A 20282-nucleotide genomic window follows, 5' to 3' on the forward strand; every position below is an offset into this window, starting at 1 on the left:
AGTTGTAATGAAAAATAAAAAAAACATATACATTCTTTTGCCTTTGGTATTATTAGTTTGGGGTGCAGTTTTATTTCAGGTTTTCTCGTTTACAAAATCAGATGAAATAATTCCTATCACGAATTCAGAATTTACCATAAAACCTCTTAAAATAAATCGAAGACAATCTTTTGCGATAAATGTTAATTATAGAGATCCATTTTTAGGAAAAGCGTATGTTGCCCCAAATACAGCTGTAGTGAAAGTAAATCACACAAAATCAGCTAAAATCGTAAAACCTAAAGAAACTTTAGTGTGGCCTACCATTCTTTACAAAGGTATGATATCTGATACTAAAGCTAAAAACACAATTTTTATGTTAATTATTGACAATAAAAATTATTATATGAAAATTGGTGAAACTGAAAATGAAATTCTTTTAAAAAGTGGAGACAAAGAATCTGTTTATGTAAAATACAAAGGCAACCTCAACATTATAATGTTACAAGATTGAGACTGAAAATTAAATCGGGTGCCTTACAATTTACTGTTTTTGTAGCAGTATTAATAGCTCTGCTTTTAGCTGGGCTTATTTTATATGCCTATACTTTTGTTTACATGAAAGAGCAGTCAAAAGGGGCTATCGAAAACATTCAATTTTCGGATATTGGTATACAAAGTTTATTAGAACAACAAGAACTCAGTACTGATACGACCCAAATTGATTTTATCAAAAAAGAAAATCAGATCATTAAAAACCATTTATCTCAATGGGGAATTTTCGAAAAAGGAATTACTGCTACTCAATATCGAAAAAAGAAATTTACCAAAATAGCGATTATTGGTTCCCTTATTAATAAAGATGAGTCTCCAACTTTATTTTTACAGGAAACATATAATGCCTTAACGGTTGTTGGCAATACAAAAATTAAAGGAAATGCTTATTTACCCACTCAGGGAGTAAATTCTGGGTATATAGCCGGAAATAGTTATTACGGATCGGCGCTTATTTATGGTAATATCAAAAAAAGCAGCTCTGAATTGCCAAAAATCAATCAATTTATTTTACAAAATATTGAAAACTATCTTAAAATATATAAACCTGAGAATGAAAAAGATTATATTCATTTAGATAGTAATTTACGTATTATCAATTCATTTAAATCTTCGACAAAAAGTTATTACTCTATCAATCCAATAACTCTGGACAACTACATTGCCGGAAATATCATTATAAAATCTGAATCAGCTATTAAGGTTAAAAAATCAGCTTTATTAAAAGATGTGATTTTAATTGCTCCGGTAATTGACATTGAAGATGAAACCTCTGGAAATTTTCAGGCAATTGCCTCAAAAAAAATTACTGTTGGAAAAGCCTGTAAACTAAATTATCCTTCGGCTTTAATATTGTATCAGGATAATAAAAATAATGCGAATGAAGTTTCAAGTGACCCTTTAGATAATAAAATTTTTATTGATTCTAATAGTATAATTAGAGGAGCTGTATGTTATTTTCAAACTAAAACAGTTGCAGACTTTCAAACTCAAATTGTGGTAGAAAAAGATGCTAAAATAAAAGGCCAGATATATTGTAATGGAAATTTTGAATTACGAGGAACAGTTTCCGGATGTGTTTATACCAAACAATTTACAGCCAATCAATCAGGATCTATTTTTGTAAACCATATTTATAACGGAACTATTGAAAATGAAAATATTCCAAAAATCTACGGTGGAATTATTTTGGATCAGGAACCTAAAACTGTTTTGCAATGGTTGTACTAAAAAAGATAAAGTCGGCAACATTGATAGAGGCTCTAGTTGCAACAGTTTTAATTGTGATCATATTTGTAATTGCTAGTCTGGTGCTTAATAATCTGGTTTTAAATACTTTTTCTAAAAATACCCATGCCATAGAAACCCGAATTAATGAACTTGAGTATGAAATTCAGAATAACAATATAAAATTACCCTATGAGGAAAACTATAAAAATTGGGATATTAGTATTGCTTTAGAAGCTGTTTCGGCAAAAAAAATAATTTCAATTTCAGCTATAAATAGTACTTCTAAAAAGGAAATTTTAAAACAACAGATACTATGGCAGCAAGAAAATTAAAATCATTTACACTGGCCGAATTATTAGTTGTTATGATTATTACAGCAATTGTAGTTGGTATGGCCTTTACTGTTTTGCGTATTGTGCAAAAACAGATTCACTCCATTCAAACCAATTTTGATAAAACAAGTACACTGGCTCTGTTTGAGCAAAAACTATGGCAGGATTTTAACGAAACAAGCACCATAATATATGATAATCAAAACCAAACTTTAATAATGACTTCAGAAATAGATACAATAACTTATCTGTTTAAAGAAGATTTTAGCATGAGAAATTTAGATACTATTAAATTGAAAATTGATCCCAAAAATGCTTTTTTTAAAGGAAAAGAAGTTACCAAAGGATACATTGATGCGATCCGTTTGTCTGCTGAAACTTCCTTGCCCGATTATGAAATATTTGTTTCAAAAAAATGATATAACCTTTTTTATGAACCAGGAAGATGGCCTTTAAAATAGAAAATGTACCAAATAAAAAAACTGTTCAGTCTAAAGATTCGGGTAGTATAGAAAGCCTGCTAAAAAAGGAAATTACTCTTTTTGGCGACAGTTTTAATAATAAAAAAAACAGGCCTTTTATCAGGAACTTTCTGTTTTGCTAAAAGCCGGAGTTAGTTTTAAAGAAGGATTATCCTTAATTGTTGAATCTTTAAAAAAGAATGCTGATAAAGAATTAATTCAGTCTATACTAAATGATGTTGTTAACGGAAAACCATTTTCGGATGCTTTACAGACCTCAAAATCATTTACTGAATATGAGTATTATTCTATTCAAATTGGTGAAGAAACAGGAACTACAGCACAGGTTTGTCAGGAACTCGGTCATTTTTTTGAACGAAAAAATGAACAAAAACGCATCATCATTGCCGCTCTTACTTATCCTTCTATTGTATTAAGTACAGCAGTTTTGGTTGTGGTTTTTATGCTAAGTTATGTTGTACCTATGTTTCAGGATATCTTTAAACAAAACAATATGGAGCTGCCGTTTTTGACTCAGGTAATTGTTAAACTTTCGGTTTTAACCAAAACATATGGAGTTTATTTTTTATTGGGAATTGTACTGTTTATTTTCTCAACTCAATTTTTTAAGGATAATGCCAAATACAAAAAAGCGCTGCATTATTTTTTGATTAAAATTCCGGTAATTGGCCCTTTTATGACCAAAGTTTATTTGGCACAATTTACACAGGCAGTTACATTATTAACTACAGCCAAAGTTCCCCTTTTGAATAGTATACAAATGGTCAAAAAAATGATACGTTTTGTTCCGTTACAAGATGCTTTGGAAAAAGTAGAGGAAAGTATTCTGAAAGGAAATAGCTTAAGCTCAAGTTTAAAGAATAATCCTCTTTTTGATAACCGCATCATATCCCTGGTAAAAGTAGCAGAAGAAACGAACCAAACTGAATATGTTTTTAAACAGCTTAGTGAGCAATATAACCAAGAAGTTGTACAGCAATCTAAAATTATGACTACTGTTCTGGAACCTTTTATTATTCTTTTTGTTGGGGTTTTGGTTGCTGTTTTGTTGGTAGCGATGTATTTGCCGATGTTTCAGTTGAGTAGTGCGATTGGTTAATATATTTATTATTAACAATGAAAAATCTCTTTGTTAATATTTTACAATCAAATTTAACACTTTTTAATCCATCATGAAGTATACTTGTATTTTCTTACAAAAAAATCTATAATTAAAAAATAAAACAACTATATAATAAATTACACAATGAATAAATTAACCATAAAGAATTTTGAAAAATTTCTATATTTTATCGTTTTGTTTTGTCTTACCTTACAAAATGTTCTAGCACAGAGTAAGGTAGCTCCTAATGTGACTCCTCCCTCCCCGGAAGCTGCTTCATTAGGAAAATTTGTAGAGGTGCCAGTTTCACATTATACAGGACTACCAAATATAAAAATTCCACTTTATACTATTGAATCAGGTGAAATAAAACTGCCCATAGAAATCTCTTATCATGCCAGAGGTATACAGGTAAGTGAAATTGCTTCTCAGGTAGGTACAGGATGGACCTTAATGGCAGGAGGAGCTGTTATAAGACAAGTAAGAGGTCGGGCTGATGAGACACCATTTGGTTATATTACCGAAAATTATTATAGTACTTTTTTTACTTCACGTGCCACAAGAGAGCAAGTTTTAGCAGGAGTTTCAGCAGGAACAGGAGACCAGACCATTGATTTGGAACCGGATGTCTATTTCTTTAATTTTTTAAACTTTTCAGGAAAATTTATTTTCGATCAAATTACGAAAAAACCTGTGATTCAAAAATTTAGTGACTTTAAAATTGAACCAGTTTATGAAACTGGGTACTATATAAAAGGATGGGTTATTACAGATAAAGATGGAATAAAATATTACTTTGGTACATCACAAGACGGTCTAAGGACTGCCATTGACAAACCTAGTGGGGTTTCTTCATATCAATATCTTTCACAAGCTGGAGGCCTGCAGCAACCAACAAGTGGTCCAATTAATAATAGTGCATGGCAACTACTAGATATTATAACACCTAGTGCAAAACACATAAAATTTGAATACGTAAAAGATAAACCTGTATATTTTGTAAAAAATTCTGATGAAGGAACAAGTGGTAACATAACTTCCAGTTTTTCAAAAATGTTTATGGACCAATGTCATATTAAGACTATTTATTTTGACAAAGGAAAGATTGTTTTTACTAAAGCAAGTATAGCCCGGGAAGATTTAACATCAAGCTTTGCATTAGAAAAAGTAGAAGTATTTGGAAGCGATAATGTTCTAAAAACCAAACATGTTTTTAATTACAGATATACTAATAGTGAAGACATTAATTCATTGGATTTTTTAAGAACTTCTGAACCTCAAGCGAAAAAAAGATTGTTTTTAGAGTCAATAATTACTGAAGGATCTGTTGCATCAACTAAGGACAAAAAACATTCATTTATCTATAATGCCGAGGTCTTGCCTAACAGGTTTTCAACAGCACAAGATAGTTGGGGCTATTATAATGGTAAAAGTAACGGCACATTCTCATCATTTTTTGAAAATGATAACAGGCAGGTTGATACCATTAAATCTGAGGCAGGAATGCTAAAGAAAATTACATATCCAACAGGAGGAACCGCAACTTTTGAATACGAACATAATAAAGTTATACCTGCAAGATTTTACAAGGATTTGCTTACTAATCCTAGTACTCCAAAAGTACCCAGAACGTTTAGTATGTTTAAAGATCCGGAATATTATGCCAGCAGAGTATATAGAAAAACCTTTACGGTTAATGGAGACCCATTAAAAAATATTACGCTTTATTCCAATATTAATCTTGGTAGTAATGCCGGATCCTGTAGTACAACATCCAATAATGCAAATTGTCCTTTTGATGTATATGTTTATCAGACCAATCCAAGAGGTTTGGTAGGTAGCTTGTACACAGGTAGTACAGGATATATAATATTGAAGCCTGGAGAATATGAAGTTGAAGTAAGACCTAAAACGCTTGCAGGCCATAATCCGGAGGATTACGAAAATGATGCTTTTTGGGTTAGGTTAAATTGGGAAGAATTTATAAGTAATGAGAATGAAATATTATTTGCAGCCGGAAAAAGAATTAAACGAATAGTTTGGGATGACAATTTGGGTGGTTTAACCTATAAAACCTATAAATATCTGGACAGTTCAGGAAAATCTTCAGGGAAAACATTTTCGATACCTAATATGTATTACATCTCTCGTGTTGTAAATGGCATGCCTGTTATTGATATGTTTGGAGCAACGGCAGGAAGTCCTTTGACTAATTTTCAAGGTAACTCATTAGGGTATTCTTTTGTAACAGAAATTGATGGAGAAAAAAATAATAACATTGGTAAAACAGAATATACTTTTACAATGCCTGAAGATACCGGTGATTATTATAAGTTTCCGTACCATGCTCCCACTGATAATGAATGGTTAAGAGGAATGCCATTGAATATTAAATATTATTCACATGATTTAAATACTTATTCGCTTGTAAAGGAAATCACTAATAGATATTTATATGGAGGTGAGGCTTTTTCTCCAATATATTTTACAGAAATGATTGATCCGGATCTTACTTATTTGTATTTAAATCATAGAAGGAAATTTAGTTTTCCTCTCATTCTTTTTATTAAAGATGAGAGTTTAGAGGGTAATGCAGCGTACAATAATCCAAACTCTTATAAAACTTATTATACAACCGGAGGCCCAGTTGATCTTTTAAGTAGTAAGGAAATAGAGTACATGAAAAATTCAGTTGAGTATCAGGTTAGTACTGAATACACTTATAATTACGATTCTAATTATCAAGTAAAAAGCACGCAAACTAAATCTTCAAACCAGAAAATTTTAGAAACAAAATATTTTTATGCATCAGATTCTGAAATGGCAAGTGAACCTTTTAGAAGCGAATTGATAGCTAGTAATAGAATAGGAATGCCATTAGAAACTCAAAATAGTAATAACAGTATAAAAGTGTCTGATCAAAAAACAATTTATGATAAAAGTGTATCAACAAGCAATTTATTGTTGCCTAGATATGTATTAGGAAACAAAGGACCAGCTATTTTAAATATTGCTACAGATAGAAAAATAGCATTTGATCAATATGATAATAAGGGTAATATATTACAATATACTATTGAGAATGGTAATCCGGTTTCAATTATCTGGGGTTATGATAAAACACAGCCTATTGCCAAAATTGAAAATGCGACAAATGCACAGATAGCAACAACATTGGGAGTTTCGGATATAAGTGTTTTAAACGAAACCAATTTAGCTGCGATTAACAACTTAAGGACCTTCCTGCCTAACAGCATGGTTACAACTTATACTCATATTCCGCTTGTTGGAGTAAGTACCATTACCGATCCCAAAGGAGATGTTATGACTTATACTTATGACAGCTTTGGAAGACTGCAATTTGTCAAAGACAAGAATAACAACATTTTATCAGAGAACCAATACAATTACAAACAATAATAAACTAAGAGCATCATGAATAAAATAGTCAAACTCCTTTTGGTTCTATTGTTTCCCGTTATAGTAATTGGTCAGACACAAACCCAAAATTATATTAAAACCACCACTTATAAAGCTCCTTTTTTAGAAGCAGAAAGACCTCTGAATCCTACACCGGCTCAGGCTGCTCAGAATATTACCTATTTTGACGGACTGGGAAGACCTATCCAGCAAGTTGCAGCACAGCAATCCAATTCAGGAAATGATATTATTACCCATATCAAATACGATGGATTTGGCAGGCAGGTTGAGGAATATCTTCCGTTTAAATCTTCCAATGCCAATATGGCTTTTGATCCCCTTGCAGAAACAAATGTATTGTCTTATTATGCAAACCCCAATCCTGCCGTTAACGGAAATCCATCACAGGAGGCTACAACAAATCCTTTTAGCCGAAAAGAACTGGAAGCATCTCCTCTTAATCGCATTTTGAAACAGGCTGCACCGGGCAACGACTGGAAATCCGGATCAGGACATGAAATAAAAATGGACTATCAGGCTAACACAGCCAATGAAGTGATATTATTTACGGCCAGTACTACCTGGAATGCCAATCTGGGATTATACTCTATAACACTTTCCGGTAATGGATACTATGCAGCCAATGAGCTTTATAAAACCATTACCTATGATGAGAATACTGCCCCTGTGCCTTCTGAGACCAACGGATCAACAGTTGAATTTAAAAACAAGGAAGGACAGGTTATCCTGAAAAGAACCTATGGAACTGTTGGAACCGGAACTGTCAACGAAAAACATGATACTTATTATGTCTATGATGTTTATGGAAACCTGACGTATGTAATTCCGCCCAAAGCAGCTGATTTAATTGGTACAGCAGCCAGTGAGGCTGATCTCACATCAACAGCGGTGATTAGCTCAGGTAACACTTTACACCTCAGGGCAACCAATTCCATTACATTAAAAGACGGATTCCATGCCCAGTCAGGCAGTGTTTTTTCGGCGGTTATAGATAATGGCAGCCAAAGTGTTCTGGATAATCTATGTTACCAGTACAAATACGACTACCGTAATCGATTGGTAGAAAAGAAACTACCGGGCAAACAATGGGAATTTATTGTCTATGATAAACTGGACAGACCTGTCGCTACAGGACCTGCCAACTCTCCTTTTTCGGATATCACATCCGATGGATGGGTCATTACAAAATATGATGCCTTTAGCCGTCCGGTATATACCGGGTGGATGAACGGGACTGCTGCTACTACTGCCGGAAGAACAGCATTACAATCTGCCCAGAACGATCCTGCCCTTAGCGTCATTAATGAAAGCAAGCAAACCAGCGGAAGCCTTGACGGTATAGCGGCCTATTACAGTAATGTCGTAGCTCCTACGAGTTTCAAACTTCTTTCGGTAAATTATTATGACAACTATACTTTTCCTGGTGGCATTATATTGCCCACAAGTATAGAAGGACAAACTACCTTAACAACAGATCAGGTAAAAGGCCTCACAACAGCTTCCTGGACAAGAATACTAACTACAAGTGGTATTGCCTTGGGAGAAACTACTGCCACTTTTTATGACGCCAAGGCAAGACCCGTTCGCGTCTTTACACAAAACTATCTGGGTGGTTATACTTATACAGACAGCAAACTGGATGCTTTTTCGGGACAATTGCAATATAGTATTACAAGACATAAAAGGACAGCCTCTAATGCTGAACTTATGACAAAAGATGCTTTTACCTACTCGCCTCAGGATCGTTTGCTTACACAGACACATCAGATTAATGGAGGTGCAATTGAACTTATTACCAGCAATGCCTATGATGAATTGGGGCAGTTGATTTCTAAAAAAACAGGTAACAACATTCAAAATATTAATTACACATATAATATTCGTGGATGGCTGAAAGACATCAACAATGTAAATGCACTTACCCAGGGCAGTGATCCTAAAGATTTGTTTGCTTTTAAAATCAATTATAACCTGCCAACTTCGGGAATTACCGATGTAAAACCATTATACAACGGAAACATATCGGAAACCTATTGGGCAACCAATTCTGATACAGGGATTATAAGATCTTATGGATATCGTTATGACAATTTAAACCGATTGAAAGATGCCGTGTTTAAAAATGCCGGTGCCCTGACCAATACCTATAACGAGGCATTAATTTATGATAAAAACGGAAACATCCTAAGCTTAAAACGTAATGGAGTAAATAGTGGAAGTTTTGCTCTTATTGATGACTTAACATATAGCTATGCAGGCACTAATAACAGCAATCAGCTTATGATGGTAGCCGATAATGCCCCAACAGCTTCCAAGGCAGGCGGTTTTCTGGACAGCGCTTCAAATGGGGCAGATGATTACAGCTATGATGCCAATGGGAACATGACAAAGGACAACAACAAAAACATCACCTCTATCGCCTATAATCACTTAAACCTGCCGGTTAAAATTACCTTTGCCTCGAGTGGGAATATTGAGTATATTTACAATGCAGCAGGGCAGAAGGTGCAGAAAATCGTTAATGAAACAGCAAAACCTGCCATAACAACAGATTATTTGGGAGGTTACCAGTATGAGAATGCGACATTGAAATTTTTCCCGACAACTGAGGGCTATGTAGAACCTTCTGGAAGTTCTTATAAATATGTATACCAATACAAGGACCATCTGGGCAACATCCGCTTGAGTTATGATAAAAATCTTGTCATTCAGGAAGAAAACAACTATTACCCTTTTGGGCTCAAACACGAAGGCTATAACAATGTGAAAAATGGTGTAGAGAATAAGTATAAGTATAATGGTAAAGAACTGCAAGACGAACTGGGGCTTAACATGTACGACTATGGAGCAAGGAATTACGACCCTGCGCTTGGTCGCTGGATGAACATTGACCCATTAGCAGAGCAAAGTAGAAGATGGTCGCCATATAATTATGCTGTAAATAATCCAGTCTTTTTTATAGACCCAGATGGTAATTCTCTAGGACCAGGTCCAGCTTGGTTAAGAACAATTCAGTTTGCATTAAGACACCCAATTATTGCTTCGCAAATCGGACAATATGAAAAAGGGTCTAGTAATATTTCTACAAATGCAACTCGATTCGCCACTACTGGAGGAGTCTTAGAAGGTTCTAATGGTGGTAAAGACGGTGTAAGAGATGAAGGGTCACAAAATGGTGCATTTAGGCATGTGCTGTGGCAAGCAACTATTGCATCTAGATTTGGCTCATTGATAGCAAAAGAAGTTGGCGATGCTCATGAAGAAAATCCTGCAGCCCCAACTGGAGCATCTGTAGACGCTGTTTTGTCTCGTGTAGATGAAAGAGTAGATTTGTCGAACAATATAATAGGTAGAAAAATAGGGGAAGATAATCCCAAGCTAGGAATGAAAGAGTTGGCAATGGTAGTATTAGAAACTTTTCGGACAGAAGGTTTGTACACGGCAACAAAGAGAAGTTTTGGAACTAGTGGAGAAGGAGAAGGATATGCGATTGGAAAAACTAAATTAACAAATGAACAGTATGAACAATTTAAGGAACTTTTGAGTAAATTGAATAACAACGGTAGAACTGAAGAACAACAAAAGGCAATTGATGCATTTTGGAAAAAAGAATCAGAAAGACTAGATAAACAAATGAAATTCATTAGGGGATAAAACAAAGAAGATATGAAAAATAATTTTTTAATTTTTGTTATAATTTTAATTTTTAGTTGTCAATCATGTAACCTTGCACAAGGTGATAAATTAGATAGTTATGTTAAAACTGTATATTCGAATTGTAAATATAAATGTGTTTTAAATTTCAATAATCTTTTTGATTATGATAAATTATATATTTTTAGTGAAGGAGTATCAAACGAAGATGTTAGTAAAATAATCGGATTTAAATATGACGGAGATAAAGATATATCCCGTCTCATATTATTTGTTAAAAATAAAACAATAGTATATGAGCAAAATTTAATTTTTAATGATTCAGAACCTTATAAAGTTTTTTTCGTGACAAATAAAGAATATTTCGAAAATAATGTAGAGTTTTCCTTAGAAAAAGATGAAGATATATTCATTCTTAAACCTATTCAGAAATAGCTGTATATTAATTAATTTCTGAATCAGTTGAGTCGTCCTAAAATAGATTGACGATTTTTACAATACTAATTAAAACCAGTGAAGTTACTTTCACTGGTTTTTTCATATACAAAATTAGGTGTTTTCATTTTTAAACTTAAATGTGGTCCCCGCTCCTCGAAGAGTTCTAATGAAACGCTGTGCTAACGCCCGCTCCTCAAAGAGTTCTAATGAAAAGCTGCGCAAATGTCTCTGACTTTGCGCAATTTTTTTATGTTCTTATGAAAATCAAAAATTAATAAAAGTCTCCGACTTTTTACGATCATTTCTTAAAAACAAACAATGTATGGTAAAACTATTATTTTGTAAGAAAAAAAACTTAAAATGAAAGAAGGTTACGTAATTCGGGATCAAACTTTACCACATTTTATAACGCCAACAGTCGTAGACTGGATTGATGTTTTTACACGACAAACTTATAGAGATATCGTGATTCAGTGTTTAGATTATTGTATAAAAAACAAAGGAATGATTTTATACGGTTATGTCATTATGAGTAATCATATTCATTTAATAGTGCAGTCAGAAAATGGGAAATTATCTGACTTGATAAAGGATTTTAAAAAGTTTATAGCGAAATCTATTTTGGATAAAATAAAAAACAGCCCTGAAAGCAGAAAAGAGTGGATGCTCGAACGTTTTAAATTAGCGGCTCAAAGTCATCAGAGAAATAAAGAATTTCAGTTTTGGCAATACGGAAATCACGCTGAAGAAATTTACACCAATAAATTTATGTGGTCAAAATTAGATTATATACATTTAAATCCTGTTAGAGCAGGACTGGTTGCAAAAGCTTCAGATTATATTTATTCTAGCGCCAACAATTATGTTAATGATTACGGATTGTTAGCGATTGAAAAAGCTGATAACCCTGTAATTAATGTTTTAGATTCTAAATCATTTACGAAATATAATCTGTATTAAAATTTAGTTTAAAGTCGGAGACTTTATGAGGTTTTGGTTTTTTGAGAAATATTTGTTTAAAATGGCGCAAAGTCAGAGACATTTGCGCAGCGATTACAATGAACACTTCGAGGAGCGGGGGAGCAGGTGGTCAAACATTTGTAGCTACAGGAGGACCAACAGCTTTTACAGCAGCAGCTAAAGGCTCTGTATATGTAGAATTTCAAGTAGCTACTAATAGTTTATTACAAGGCGGTGTTCAAGGCTGGTTTAAGACGCTTGGTCCAAACGCAGGAAGAGCAATGCAATCACAACTTGCGAAACAAGGAGGGCAAGTGATGCCTACTATTCAAAAACTTACACCTATATTACAAGTAAAATAAAGAAGAATGAAAGAAAAGGAAAACTTATTATGGTTTAAAACAAATTTCCAACCTCTTTTAAAAGAATACGACGTAAAAAGTCGCTTTTACGAGGAAGGAGATTTTGGAAGTTTAGATCAAATAGAATTTAATTCCCCAGATAAAGGAGGAAATTTAGACTTATGGGGAACAGGCTGGATCGGAATATTTCTTTATGATTATAAAAAAGAAAAAGAAATAATTAATGTATTATTGAAGCCAGATCAAATTCAAGAACAAAAAGAATTTTTAGATAAATTAAAAACACTTTTATAAAATAAAATCCCCATTTGGGGATTTATTTTTTTAATATATCATTATAAATTTTATAATTTTCATCATCAAAACAAACAAAAATTATTTTCTTTAAAGAATTAAAATTATCATTAAATGATTTTATAGATCTAATTGCGATATCTGCAGCTAGAATTTTGGGAAACTTATAAATGCCAGTGCTTATGTTAGGGAAAGCAATTGTTTCTATATTATTTTGCACAGCTAAATTTAATGAGTTTTCATATGCTAAACTTAATAAATGAACTTCATTTTTATTTCCATTATTCCAAACTGGACCTACAGTGTGAATAACAAATTTCGCGGGCAATTTTCCTGCTGTAGTGATAACAGCTTCGCCAACATTGCATTTACCTTGTCTATTTCTTATTTTTTGACATTCCTGCAGAATTTCACTGCCACCTGCTCTGTGTATTGCGCCATCCACTCCGCTACCTCCTAGTAATGAACTATTAGCTGCATTAACAATTGCATCAACATTAATTTTAGTAATGTCTCCCTTGATTACCTCGATAATAGTTTTCATGTTTTTTTTAAAGGATGTAAAAATACAGACATAAATTTATTAAATATCACTTCAAATTCTTCTTTTTTCTTTGTTTTAGATCTTTTTGTACATGGGAATGGATACGGTTTTTGAATTATTATTAGCTTGATAAATAGATATTTTTAATAAATTAAAAGTTGATGGGGATTAGCAATTATAGTTCATTCTTTTATTTTCATGATTCAAAGGTTTGTGGTTTTATCGTATTATTGTATATGAATAAAAATATTGAAATTTAATTGTTTGAAAGAACACTAAATACGAATAAATGGCAGTATCAATTAAAGAGGCCCCGCTCCTCGAAGAGTTCTAATGAAACGCTGTGCTAACGCCCGCTCCTCAAAGAGTTCTAATGAAAAGCTGCGCAAATGTCTCTGACTTTGCGCAATTTTTTTATGTTCTTATGAAAATCAAAAATTAATAAAAGTCTCCGACTTTTTACGATCATTTCTTAAAAACAAACAATGTATGGTAAAACTATTATTTTGTAAGAAAAAAACTTAAAATGAAAGAAGGTTACGTAATTCGGGATCAAACTTTACCACATTTTATAACGCCAACAGTCGTAGACTGGATTGATGTTTTTACACGACAAACTTATAGAGATATCGTGATTGAGTGTTTAGATTATTGTATAAAAAACAAAGGAATGATTTTATACGGTTATGTCATTATGAGTAATCATATTCATTTAATAGTGCAGTCAGAAAATGGGAAATTATCTGACTTGATAAAGGATTTTAAAAAGTTTATAGCGAAATCTATTTTGGATAAAATAAAAAACAGCCCTGAAAGCAGAAAAGAGTGGATGCTCGAACGTTTTAAATTAGCGGCTCAAAGTCATCAGAGAAATAAAGAATTTCAGTTTTGGCAATACGGAAATCACGCTGAAGAAATTTACACCAATAAATTTATGTGGTCAAAATTAGATTATATACATTTAAATCCTGTTAGAGCAGGACTGGTTGCAAAAGCTTCAGATTATATTTATTCTAGCGCCAACAATTATGTTAATGATTACGGATTGTTAGCGATTGAAAAAGCTGATAACCCTGTAATTAATGTTTTAGATTCTAAATCATTTACGAAATATAATCTGTATTAAAATTTAGTTTAAAGTCGGAGACTTTATGAGGTTTTGGTTTTTTGAGAAATATTTGTTTAAAATGGCGCAAAGTCAGAGACATTTGCGCAGCGATTACAATGAACACTTCGAGGAGCGGGGGGGTATTGATCCTGATGGAATGGAAGCTCAACAAACTTATGCTCATAATAGTCAAACCATAAATGGCAGACATCAAATGTGGTCTGATCGACATCAAGGATCTTTTGCCAATGAGAGTAATAATTCTATGTTTGAAAATCCAGAACTGCCAATGGATATATTAGAAACATCAAGTGATGATAATAGAAATAAATCTACTGTAATAGTAGATGAACTTGAGGAAATTAATCTAAATATTCTAGAAAATGATATTGCAGAAAACAAGGAAAATTGTTGTCCAGACATCGACCCTGGGCCTGCAATAGTTGCAGGAGGTCTGACTTTGGCTACTTACATTTCAATTGCAGGAGCTGGTCCACAAGGGGTTGTGCTAGAACCTGCCGCTGTAGTTGTTGCAGGTGGATCTATCATTGTGGGAACTGTTGTATCACTTTGGCACAATAGTGTGAACTACGATGCTCCGAGCACCAATGCTACCGCGGGCACAATGCCGTTTGCTAAATCAAAACCAGGAAAAGCTGGTGAAGTAAAAGGCAACGAACATACATCAGGAGCAAGACCAAGTACCGCAGGAACCCATGAAAAAGGTCAGACTAGAAAGCAACAAGTAAATCGAGATAAAAAAAGACAAAATCCAAATTGGAAAAGTAATAAATAATATATTAAATTATACTGTTATGAATATAGGTTTAACTTTAATCTTCAAGGAAAAAGACAATAAAATAATATCAGGTATTCTTAAAAGTTTAGTTGTTGATGTAAAAATCGAAGACTTTAGAAGAAAAGTAAGGAAACTAGGGAGAAAAATAGCTGAACATTATAGTTATGCATTTTTAGGTATTAATGATGTATTTGTTGTTTCCGGAAATATTAAACAAGGGGAAATATTAGGTAGAACTACCTATTATGATTTTGATAATACTAGTAGTGCAAAAAAACTGAGAGGTAAATTATCCACAGCTTTACATAATATTGATAACGAAATAAAAATACTTAAATGCTCATTAATTTATTTATGTAGAAATCAAGAAAATGAAGAATTTACAATAACTATTTTAACTATTTTAGAAAATCAAGTAGAAAAAATTGAATTATGCGCCTACAATTTAGGCAATGATAGCATCTTTAAAAATAAAATAATTAAGATATCAAAAGATAATTTAGTTAGTTTAGATTTCATTGGAATTGAAAGTGTTGAAGCCATTGAATCTACTGATTTAGAGTTTAGCATTTTTGAAACTTTATATTCTGATTTTGAAACTTTAGAATTATTAAAGGATGAAATAATTTCGGAACAAGATTTAGATATAGAATTGAAGGATGTCTTTTTAATCTAGTTTTATGTCAAACAAAATCCCGCTATCCGAAGAGTTCTAATGAAAAGCTGTGAATGTCTCTGACTTCGCACCCGCAAAAAGAATCGGCAAAGCAATTAAACTAGAAAAGCCATTTCGTTAAATGAAGTGGCTTTTCTAGTTTCGAAGAATCTAATCTCTTTTTAATCTTTCAAGAGCTTCTAATCTCTTATTCTGCTGTTCAATAACCTTTATTAATTTATCAGTTTTCTTATCCTGCTCAATGGCATACAAAGTCAACGCTTCTATTTTCTGCAAAAGTTTAGCATCCATCTCTCCCAAATTGATCCCATTTTTTAAAACTTCTTCTTCACTCGGAATGTCTTCTAAATGCCCATTTTTAATGATATGTTTTTCTACTTCTTCCAGAGTTGGTAAACTGTATTCTTTTTTAAACACATGATCTGGCCAATTCGATATTTCAACTTTTACTTCCTTTGAACGGATTGTACCATTTACAGCTAATTTTGTATTTGGTGTACTGGTACCAATACCCACATTGCCTGCAAAAAAACTAATGATTTATAATCAATACCATTATATCGTTGAATGAACTCTTGATTTATACCACTGTTATTCCAAATAGTTTGTAACTTAAGATTATAGTCTACATTACTAGTTGACCACTTTTGGGTATCATAACTTCCTACCAGAGGCAAGGGAGAATAAATATCTAATAAAGCCAATGGTGATGCTGTGCCTATTCCTATATTACCTCCTGTAGCTCCACTAATTACCAAGGCATTATTAGCAATTTGCATCCCACTGCTATCGTAAATTTGAAAATGAAGACTCTTATCATACACATTATTTCCATTGTTTATTTGAAAAGCATAAGCGCTATTATCGAATATTTCTCCAGTTGCAGATTCTCTATTAAAGGCTAAAGATCCAAAATAAGAGTTTGTACCTGAACCAGGATGGATACTCACCCCTGTAGTACCTAATCTTATTGTTAATCTGGAATTAGGGCTTAATGTTCCAATTCCTACATTCTTTCCATCAGTAGGGAAAACACTTTGGGCAAAGTTAATTTGTGTGGCAAATGCCACAAGCAGTAAAATAGTCTTATTCATAATATTATTTTTTTCTATTTTTTCTATTCTTTTTTTCATGTCTGTATTTTCCTTTTTCAGCTCAATCATATAAAGTGTCAATTCCTCAATTTTTTGAAGCAATTTAGTATTCATTTCACCCAAATTAATACCGTTTTTCAAAACATCTTCTTCACTTGGAATGTTTTCTAAATGACCTTTTTCAGTAATATGTTTTTCTACTTCTTGAAGTGTTGGTAAATTGTATTCTTTTTTAAATACAAAATCTGACCAATTCAACATATCTACTTTTACTTCTTGAGAATGAATGGTACCTTTTACATCTAGTTTATTTAGCGGATTTATTGTTCCTATACCTACATTACCATTTTCTAAAGTTGAAATTCCTGAATTACTAAAAGATGGTAAGTATGAGCAAACAATCCACCAATCTGAGCCTGATGATTTATATTTATCAAACTCTGATTGACTAACAACTACAGAACTGTAAGTAGAAAAATTGTTGTCTACAAATGTTTGATCAAAATAATTACCCTTTACTGCAGCTTGAGGATGCCAAGATGAATTAATCTGATGATTAGCATTGTATTCTAAATCATTTATTCCATCCCACTTAATTACATAAACAGAAAAACTTTTGCCAGGGTTTTTTGCTGCTACAATTGCATAACCGGTAGCTCTTGCATTTTGTTGTTGTATAGCAGACAATGTTTGTGCATTCATGCTAGTAATAAAAACCAAAAAAATACATGTTTTTAGATATAAATTTTTCATATTTACGTTTTATTAGTTAGTTTTGAAATTGTTTTTTCAAATTGTAATTGTTTATTTTTCATCTCTGTATTTTCCTTTTTTATCTCAATCATATAAAGCGTCAATTCCTCAATTTTCTGCAAAAGCTTAATATTCATTTCAGATAAATTGATTCCATCTTTCTGCATTGAAGCAGCAGATGCAACTTCTGGTAAATGTTTATTTTCTTTAATGAATTTATCGACAGAGTCTAACGATAGTAAATCATAATCTTTTTCAAAAACAAAATCAGCTCCGGCATCAACGGTTACTTTTACTTCGCGAGAAGCAATATTTCCCGCTACTGTAAGTTTTGAGGTTGGGTTAGCAGTTCCTATACCAACATTACCATTCGTACCAATAGTCAATAAATCTACAATATTTGATATTGAGTTATGAGGATTAAACGACAGCTTAAAAGCATCACTAAGAGTTGGATTATTCCATCCAAAACTTAAAATAGCGTCGGATGAACCACTATGTCCAAGTCTTATTGATCCACCATTAAAATCATTAAGTTTAAAAACGTGTAAAGCATTTAAGGCATTATTTGTACCTATACCAACATTACCACTTCGATTTATAGACATAAGAACTTGCTCAGTTTCTGTATTAAGCTCTCTTTTTAACCATTGAAAAAGAGGTAAACCCTCTCTGGAATCAATTCTAAATCCTGCTCCAATATATTGTAAATTTTTATTAGGCTCTCTAAAATTTAAGCTCATATTTAAGAGTGGAGTGTAACCTCCTACAACTTCTGTCATTAATCCCATTGGAATTAAAGAATTTGATATTTGAATGTTGCCATTAACATCTAAGTTATTCAAAGGGTTTTGAGTTCCTATTCCAACATTTCCTGTAGTTGGAAAAACATTTTGGGCAAAATTAACCTGTGCGGCAAATGCCACAAGTAGTAAAAAGTTTTTTTCATAATTAGTTAAATATTGTTGGTTATGATGGTAAGCTGATTTTAAGCTCCTTTATTTTTTTGCATAATCACTTCTACAAATAACTGATCTGTATTGGTTTTATAGTTTTTCTTTTTAACAAAGTTCAGGTGTTTTATATTTCCTAAGGATGGATTGTTTTCTATTGTATTAAGTACAGCTAAACAACCATTAAAAGAGCCTTCTAATGAAAATATATAGCTTGTTGTAGTAAATCCTTTTTGTGATATTGTATGTGGTTCCTGAAAGTCTACAATCTTTAATTTATAACTATCGCTATAAGAAGTGAGTTTTTTTAGTAAATCATTTTGAAAGGATTCTGAAATATTTACATCATATTGTGATAATATCTGGTCTAATTGCTTTTCTTTTTGAATTAATTGACCAACCAATTTTGGCATATTACTATCTGCAGCTATCTCTTGCTGCTTCGCCTGATATTCTTTATAGTAATTAATTGTATTTGATATTGCAAAAGAATAGCAAACATAAAGAACTATTACAAAACCAACTAAAAGCAATTTATTTTTTTATTCAGCGTCATTTATTTCAAAGTTAATTTAATAGAAAAAGCGGTTTCATTAGCATCATTTTTTCCAAAATGGGTTATTAAAACTTTATCTACCCACTTTAGTTTTTCTATTTCTTCGACCCAATTTGTAAAAGATTCATTTGCGATTGTTGTTCCAGAGATAGTAATAATTTTTTCCTGAGCAATAATTGGCTCTTCAGCCTTTACTTTTTTCTCTAAAGGATTAAAAGTTAGTTCGGTTAATAAAATAGAAGACGGAACTTTGTTTGCAATTTCATTAATAATTAATGAGCTTTGTGAAGTCGTTTTTCCGCTAATGTTTTTAACTTTTTCTTCTTTTACAATAATTCTCTGTTTTATTTTGGTAATATCTTCAATTGAGGATTTATTTACTAATAAAGTCTCTGAAGTTTCTTGTGCGAGTTTATAATAATGTGAGAAAAACATAAAATTAAAAACCAGAATAACTAATATAACAGCAACCATAATCTTGATTCCTTTATTGAAAAAAGTTTTTTGATTATAATTATCATATAAAGCATTGCTATAAAATACAATTGACCCTGTATTGAATGTCGAATTCATAATTAGGCGCAAAAGTCCGGAAAAAGCAAGTAATTGTCTATTCTCTATTTCAAGACCATTTATATTATAAACCAAAGCAGATTCTTGTGTACCTGTCGTAATAATTTGGTTTTCTTCTTTTATAGCTATAATTTGGTGATTAGTTAACAATTGTTGTTCATTTAAAGTATAATCAATCATATCAGCAATAGAACAAACCCCAAGGCTTATTCCTGTAATTGTAATTTTCTGATTTTCATAATTTTTCAATAAATCATTAACATATGATTTTCTTGTTATCGCAATAATTGATTTAGACTTTAGTCTCCAGATTTCATAATAGAACTCATCCCAATTTGTATTAGGAAATGCTTTATGTAATAATTTCTCATCTGAAGATTCAATTCCTGAAACTTCT

General features: G+C 32.2%; 20 protein-coding genes. 14 read left to right on the forward strand and 6 right to left on the reverse strand.

The window, feature by feature from the left end; all coding sequences use genetic code 11:
* Positions 1–7 precede the first annotated feature (7 nt).
* The 11 genes from ACZZZT_RS12305 to ACZZZT_RS12355 all read left to right on the forward strand — a co-directional run bounded on the left by ACZZZT_RS12305 (position 8) and on the right by ACZZZT_RS12355 (position 12829).
* Positions 8–493, forward strand: coding sequence for a hypothetical protein (locus tag ACZZZT_RS12305; protein ID WP_463460577.1), 486 nt, complete (start codon positions 8–10; stop codon positions 491–493).
* The gene (locus ACZZZT_RS12310; RefSeq protein ID WP_463460578.1) at positions 490–1764 is read left to right on the forward strand and encodes a hypothetical protein; all 1275 of its coding nucleotides are present in this window, start codon (positions 490–492) and stop codon (positions 1762–1764) included. The genes ACZZZT_RS12305 and ACZZZT_RS12310 overlap by 4 nt, the downstream gene beginning before the upstream one ends.
* Complete coding sequence (locus ACZZZT_RS12315) at positions 1752–2096, forward strand: hypothetical protein (RefSeq protein WP_463460579.1); 345 nt, start codon at positions 1752–1754, stop codon at positions 2094–2096. Before ACZZZT_RS12310 ends, ACZZZT_RS12315 begins: the two co-directional genes overlap by 13 nt.
* A complete protein-coding gene (locus tag ACZZZT_RS12320) occupies positions 2078–2515 on the forward strand; it encodes a PulJ/GspJ family protein (protein WP_463460580.1) in 438 nt (145 codons plus the stop codon). The genes ACZZZT_RS12315 and ACZZZT_RS12320 overlap by 19 nt, the downstream gene beginning before the upstream one ends.
* Positions 2516–2693: 178 nt before the next feature.
* Positions 2694–3677, forward strand: a complete 984-nt coding sequence (locus ACZZZT_RS12325) for a type II secretion system F family protein (RefSeq protein WP_463460581.1) — start codon at positions 2694–2696, stop codon at positions 3675–3677.
* 147 nt (positions 3678–3824) lie between these two features.
* Complete coding sequence (locus ACZZZT_RS12330; RefSeq protein WP_463460582.1) at positions 3825–7100, forward strand: hypothetical protein; 3276 nt, start codon at positions 3825–3827, stop codon at positions 7098–7100.
* Positions 7101–7115: 15 nt separating this feature from the next.
* Complete coding sequence (locus ACZZZT_RS12335) at positions 7116–10775, forward strand: DUF6443 domain-containing protein (protein ID WP_463460583.1); 3660 nt, start codon at positions 7116–7118, stop codon at positions 10773–10775.
* Positions 10776–10787: 12 nt separating this feature from the next.
* Positions 10788–11210: a hypothetical protein gene (locus tag ACZZZT_RS12340; RefSeq protein WP_463460584.1), complete on the forward strand. Its 423-nt coding sequence runs from the start codon at positions 10788–10790 to the stop codon at positions 11208–11210.
* 363 nt (positions 11211–11573) lie between these two features.
* Entirely contained in the window at positions 11574–12173 is a 600-nt protein-coding gene (locus ACZZZT_RS12345; RefSeq protein WP_463460585.1) for an REP-associated tyrosine transposase, read from the forward strand.
* A 98-nt stretch (positions 12174–12271) separates the two neighbouring features.
* Positions 12272–12535 carry a TreTu family toxin gene (locus ACZZZT_RS12350; RefSeq protein WP_463460586.1) on the forward strand — a complete coding sequence of 88 codons (264 nt, stop codon included), beginning with the start codon at positions 12272–12274 and terminating at the stop codon, positions 12533–12535.
* 6 nt (positions 12536–12541) lie between these two features.
* Positions 12542–12829 carry a hypothetical protein gene (locus tag ACZZZT_RS12355; protein WP_463460587.1) on the forward strand — a complete coding sequence of 96 codons (288 nt, stop codon included), beginning with the start codon at positions 12542–12544 and terminating at the stop codon, positions 12827–12829.
* 22 nt (positions 12830–12851) lie between these two features.
* Here ACZZZT_RS12355 and ACZZZT_RS12360 read toward each other — a convergent pair whose 3' ends face one another.
* Positions 12852–13373 carry an O-acetyl-ADP-ribose deacetylase gene (locus ACZZZT_RS12360; RefSeq protein WP_463460588.1) on the reverse strand — a complete coding sequence of 174 codons (522 nt, stop codon included), beginning with the start codon at positions 13371–13373 and terminating at the stop codon, positions 12852–12854.
* A 526-nt stretch (positions 13374–13899) separates the two neighbouring features.
* Here ACZZZT_RS12360 and ACZZZT_RS12365 point away from each other — a divergent pair.
* The 3 genes from ACZZZT_RS12365 (at position 13900) to ACZZZT_RS12375 (ending at position 15956) form a co-directional block, all read left to right on the forward strand.
* Positions 13900–14499 (forward strand): REP-associated tyrosine transposase, encoded by a 600-nt coding sequence (locus ACZZZT_RS12365; RefSeq protein ID WP_463460589.1) that lies wholly within the window; start codon positions 13900–13902, stop codon positions 14497–14499.
* Between the two features lie 196 nt (positions 14500–14695).
* On the forward strand, positions 14696–15277 hold the full coding sequence (locus tag ACZZZT_RS12370) for a hypothetical protein (RefSeq protein ID WP_463460590.1): 582 nt from the start codon (positions 14696–14698) through the stop codon (positions 15275–15277).
* Positions 15278–15296: 19 nt separating this feature from the next.
* Positions 15297–15956 carry a hypothetical protein gene (locus ACZZZT_RS12375; RefSeq protein WP_463460591.1) on the forward strand — a complete coding sequence of 220 codons (660 nt, stop codon included), beginning with the start codon at positions 15297–15299 and terminating at the stop codon, positions 15954–15956.
* Positions 15957–16106: 150 nt separating this feature from the next.
* On the opposite strand, the gene ACZZZT_RS12380 is transcribed toward ACZZZT_RS12375, so the two are convergent.
* From ACZZZT_RS12380 to ACZZZT_RS12400, 5 genes are all read right to left on the reverse strand, one after another.
* Complete coding sequence (locus tag ACZZZT_RS12380) at positions 16107–16472, reverse strand: hypothetical protein (protein ID WP_463460592.1); 366 nt, start codon at positions 16470–16472, stop codon at positions 16107–16109.
* A complete protein-coding gene (locus ACZZZT_RS12385; RefSeq protein WP_463460593.1) occupies positions 16436–17803 on the reverse strand; it encodes a hypothetical protein in 1368 nt (455 codons plus the stop codon). Before ACZZZT_RS12385 ends, ACZZZT_RS12380 begins: the two co-directional genes overlap by 37 nt.
* Before the next feature lie 2 nt (positions 17804–17805).
* The gene (locus tag ACZZZT_RS12390; RefSeq protein ID WP_463460594.1) at positions 17806–18729 is read right to left on the reverse strand and encodes a hypothetical protein; all 924 of its coding nucleotides are present in this window, start codon (positions 18727–18729) and stop codon (positions 17806–17808) included.
* Positions 18730–18791: 62 nt separating this feature from the next.
* On the reverse strand, positions 18792–19289 hold the full coding sequence (locus tag ACZZZT_RS12395) for a hypothetical protein (protein ID WP_463460595.1): 498 nt from the start codon (positions 19287–19289) through the stop codon (positions 18792–18794).
* Positions 19290–19312: 23 nt separating this feature from the next.
* Entirely contained in the window at positions 19313–20134 is an 822-nt protein-coding gene (locus ACZZZT_RS12400) for a hypothetical protein (RefSeq protein WP_463460596.1), read from the reverse strand.
* Positions 20135–20282 lie beyond the last annotated feature (148 nt).

The organism is Flavobacterium sp. AC274 (assembly GCF_979258275.1).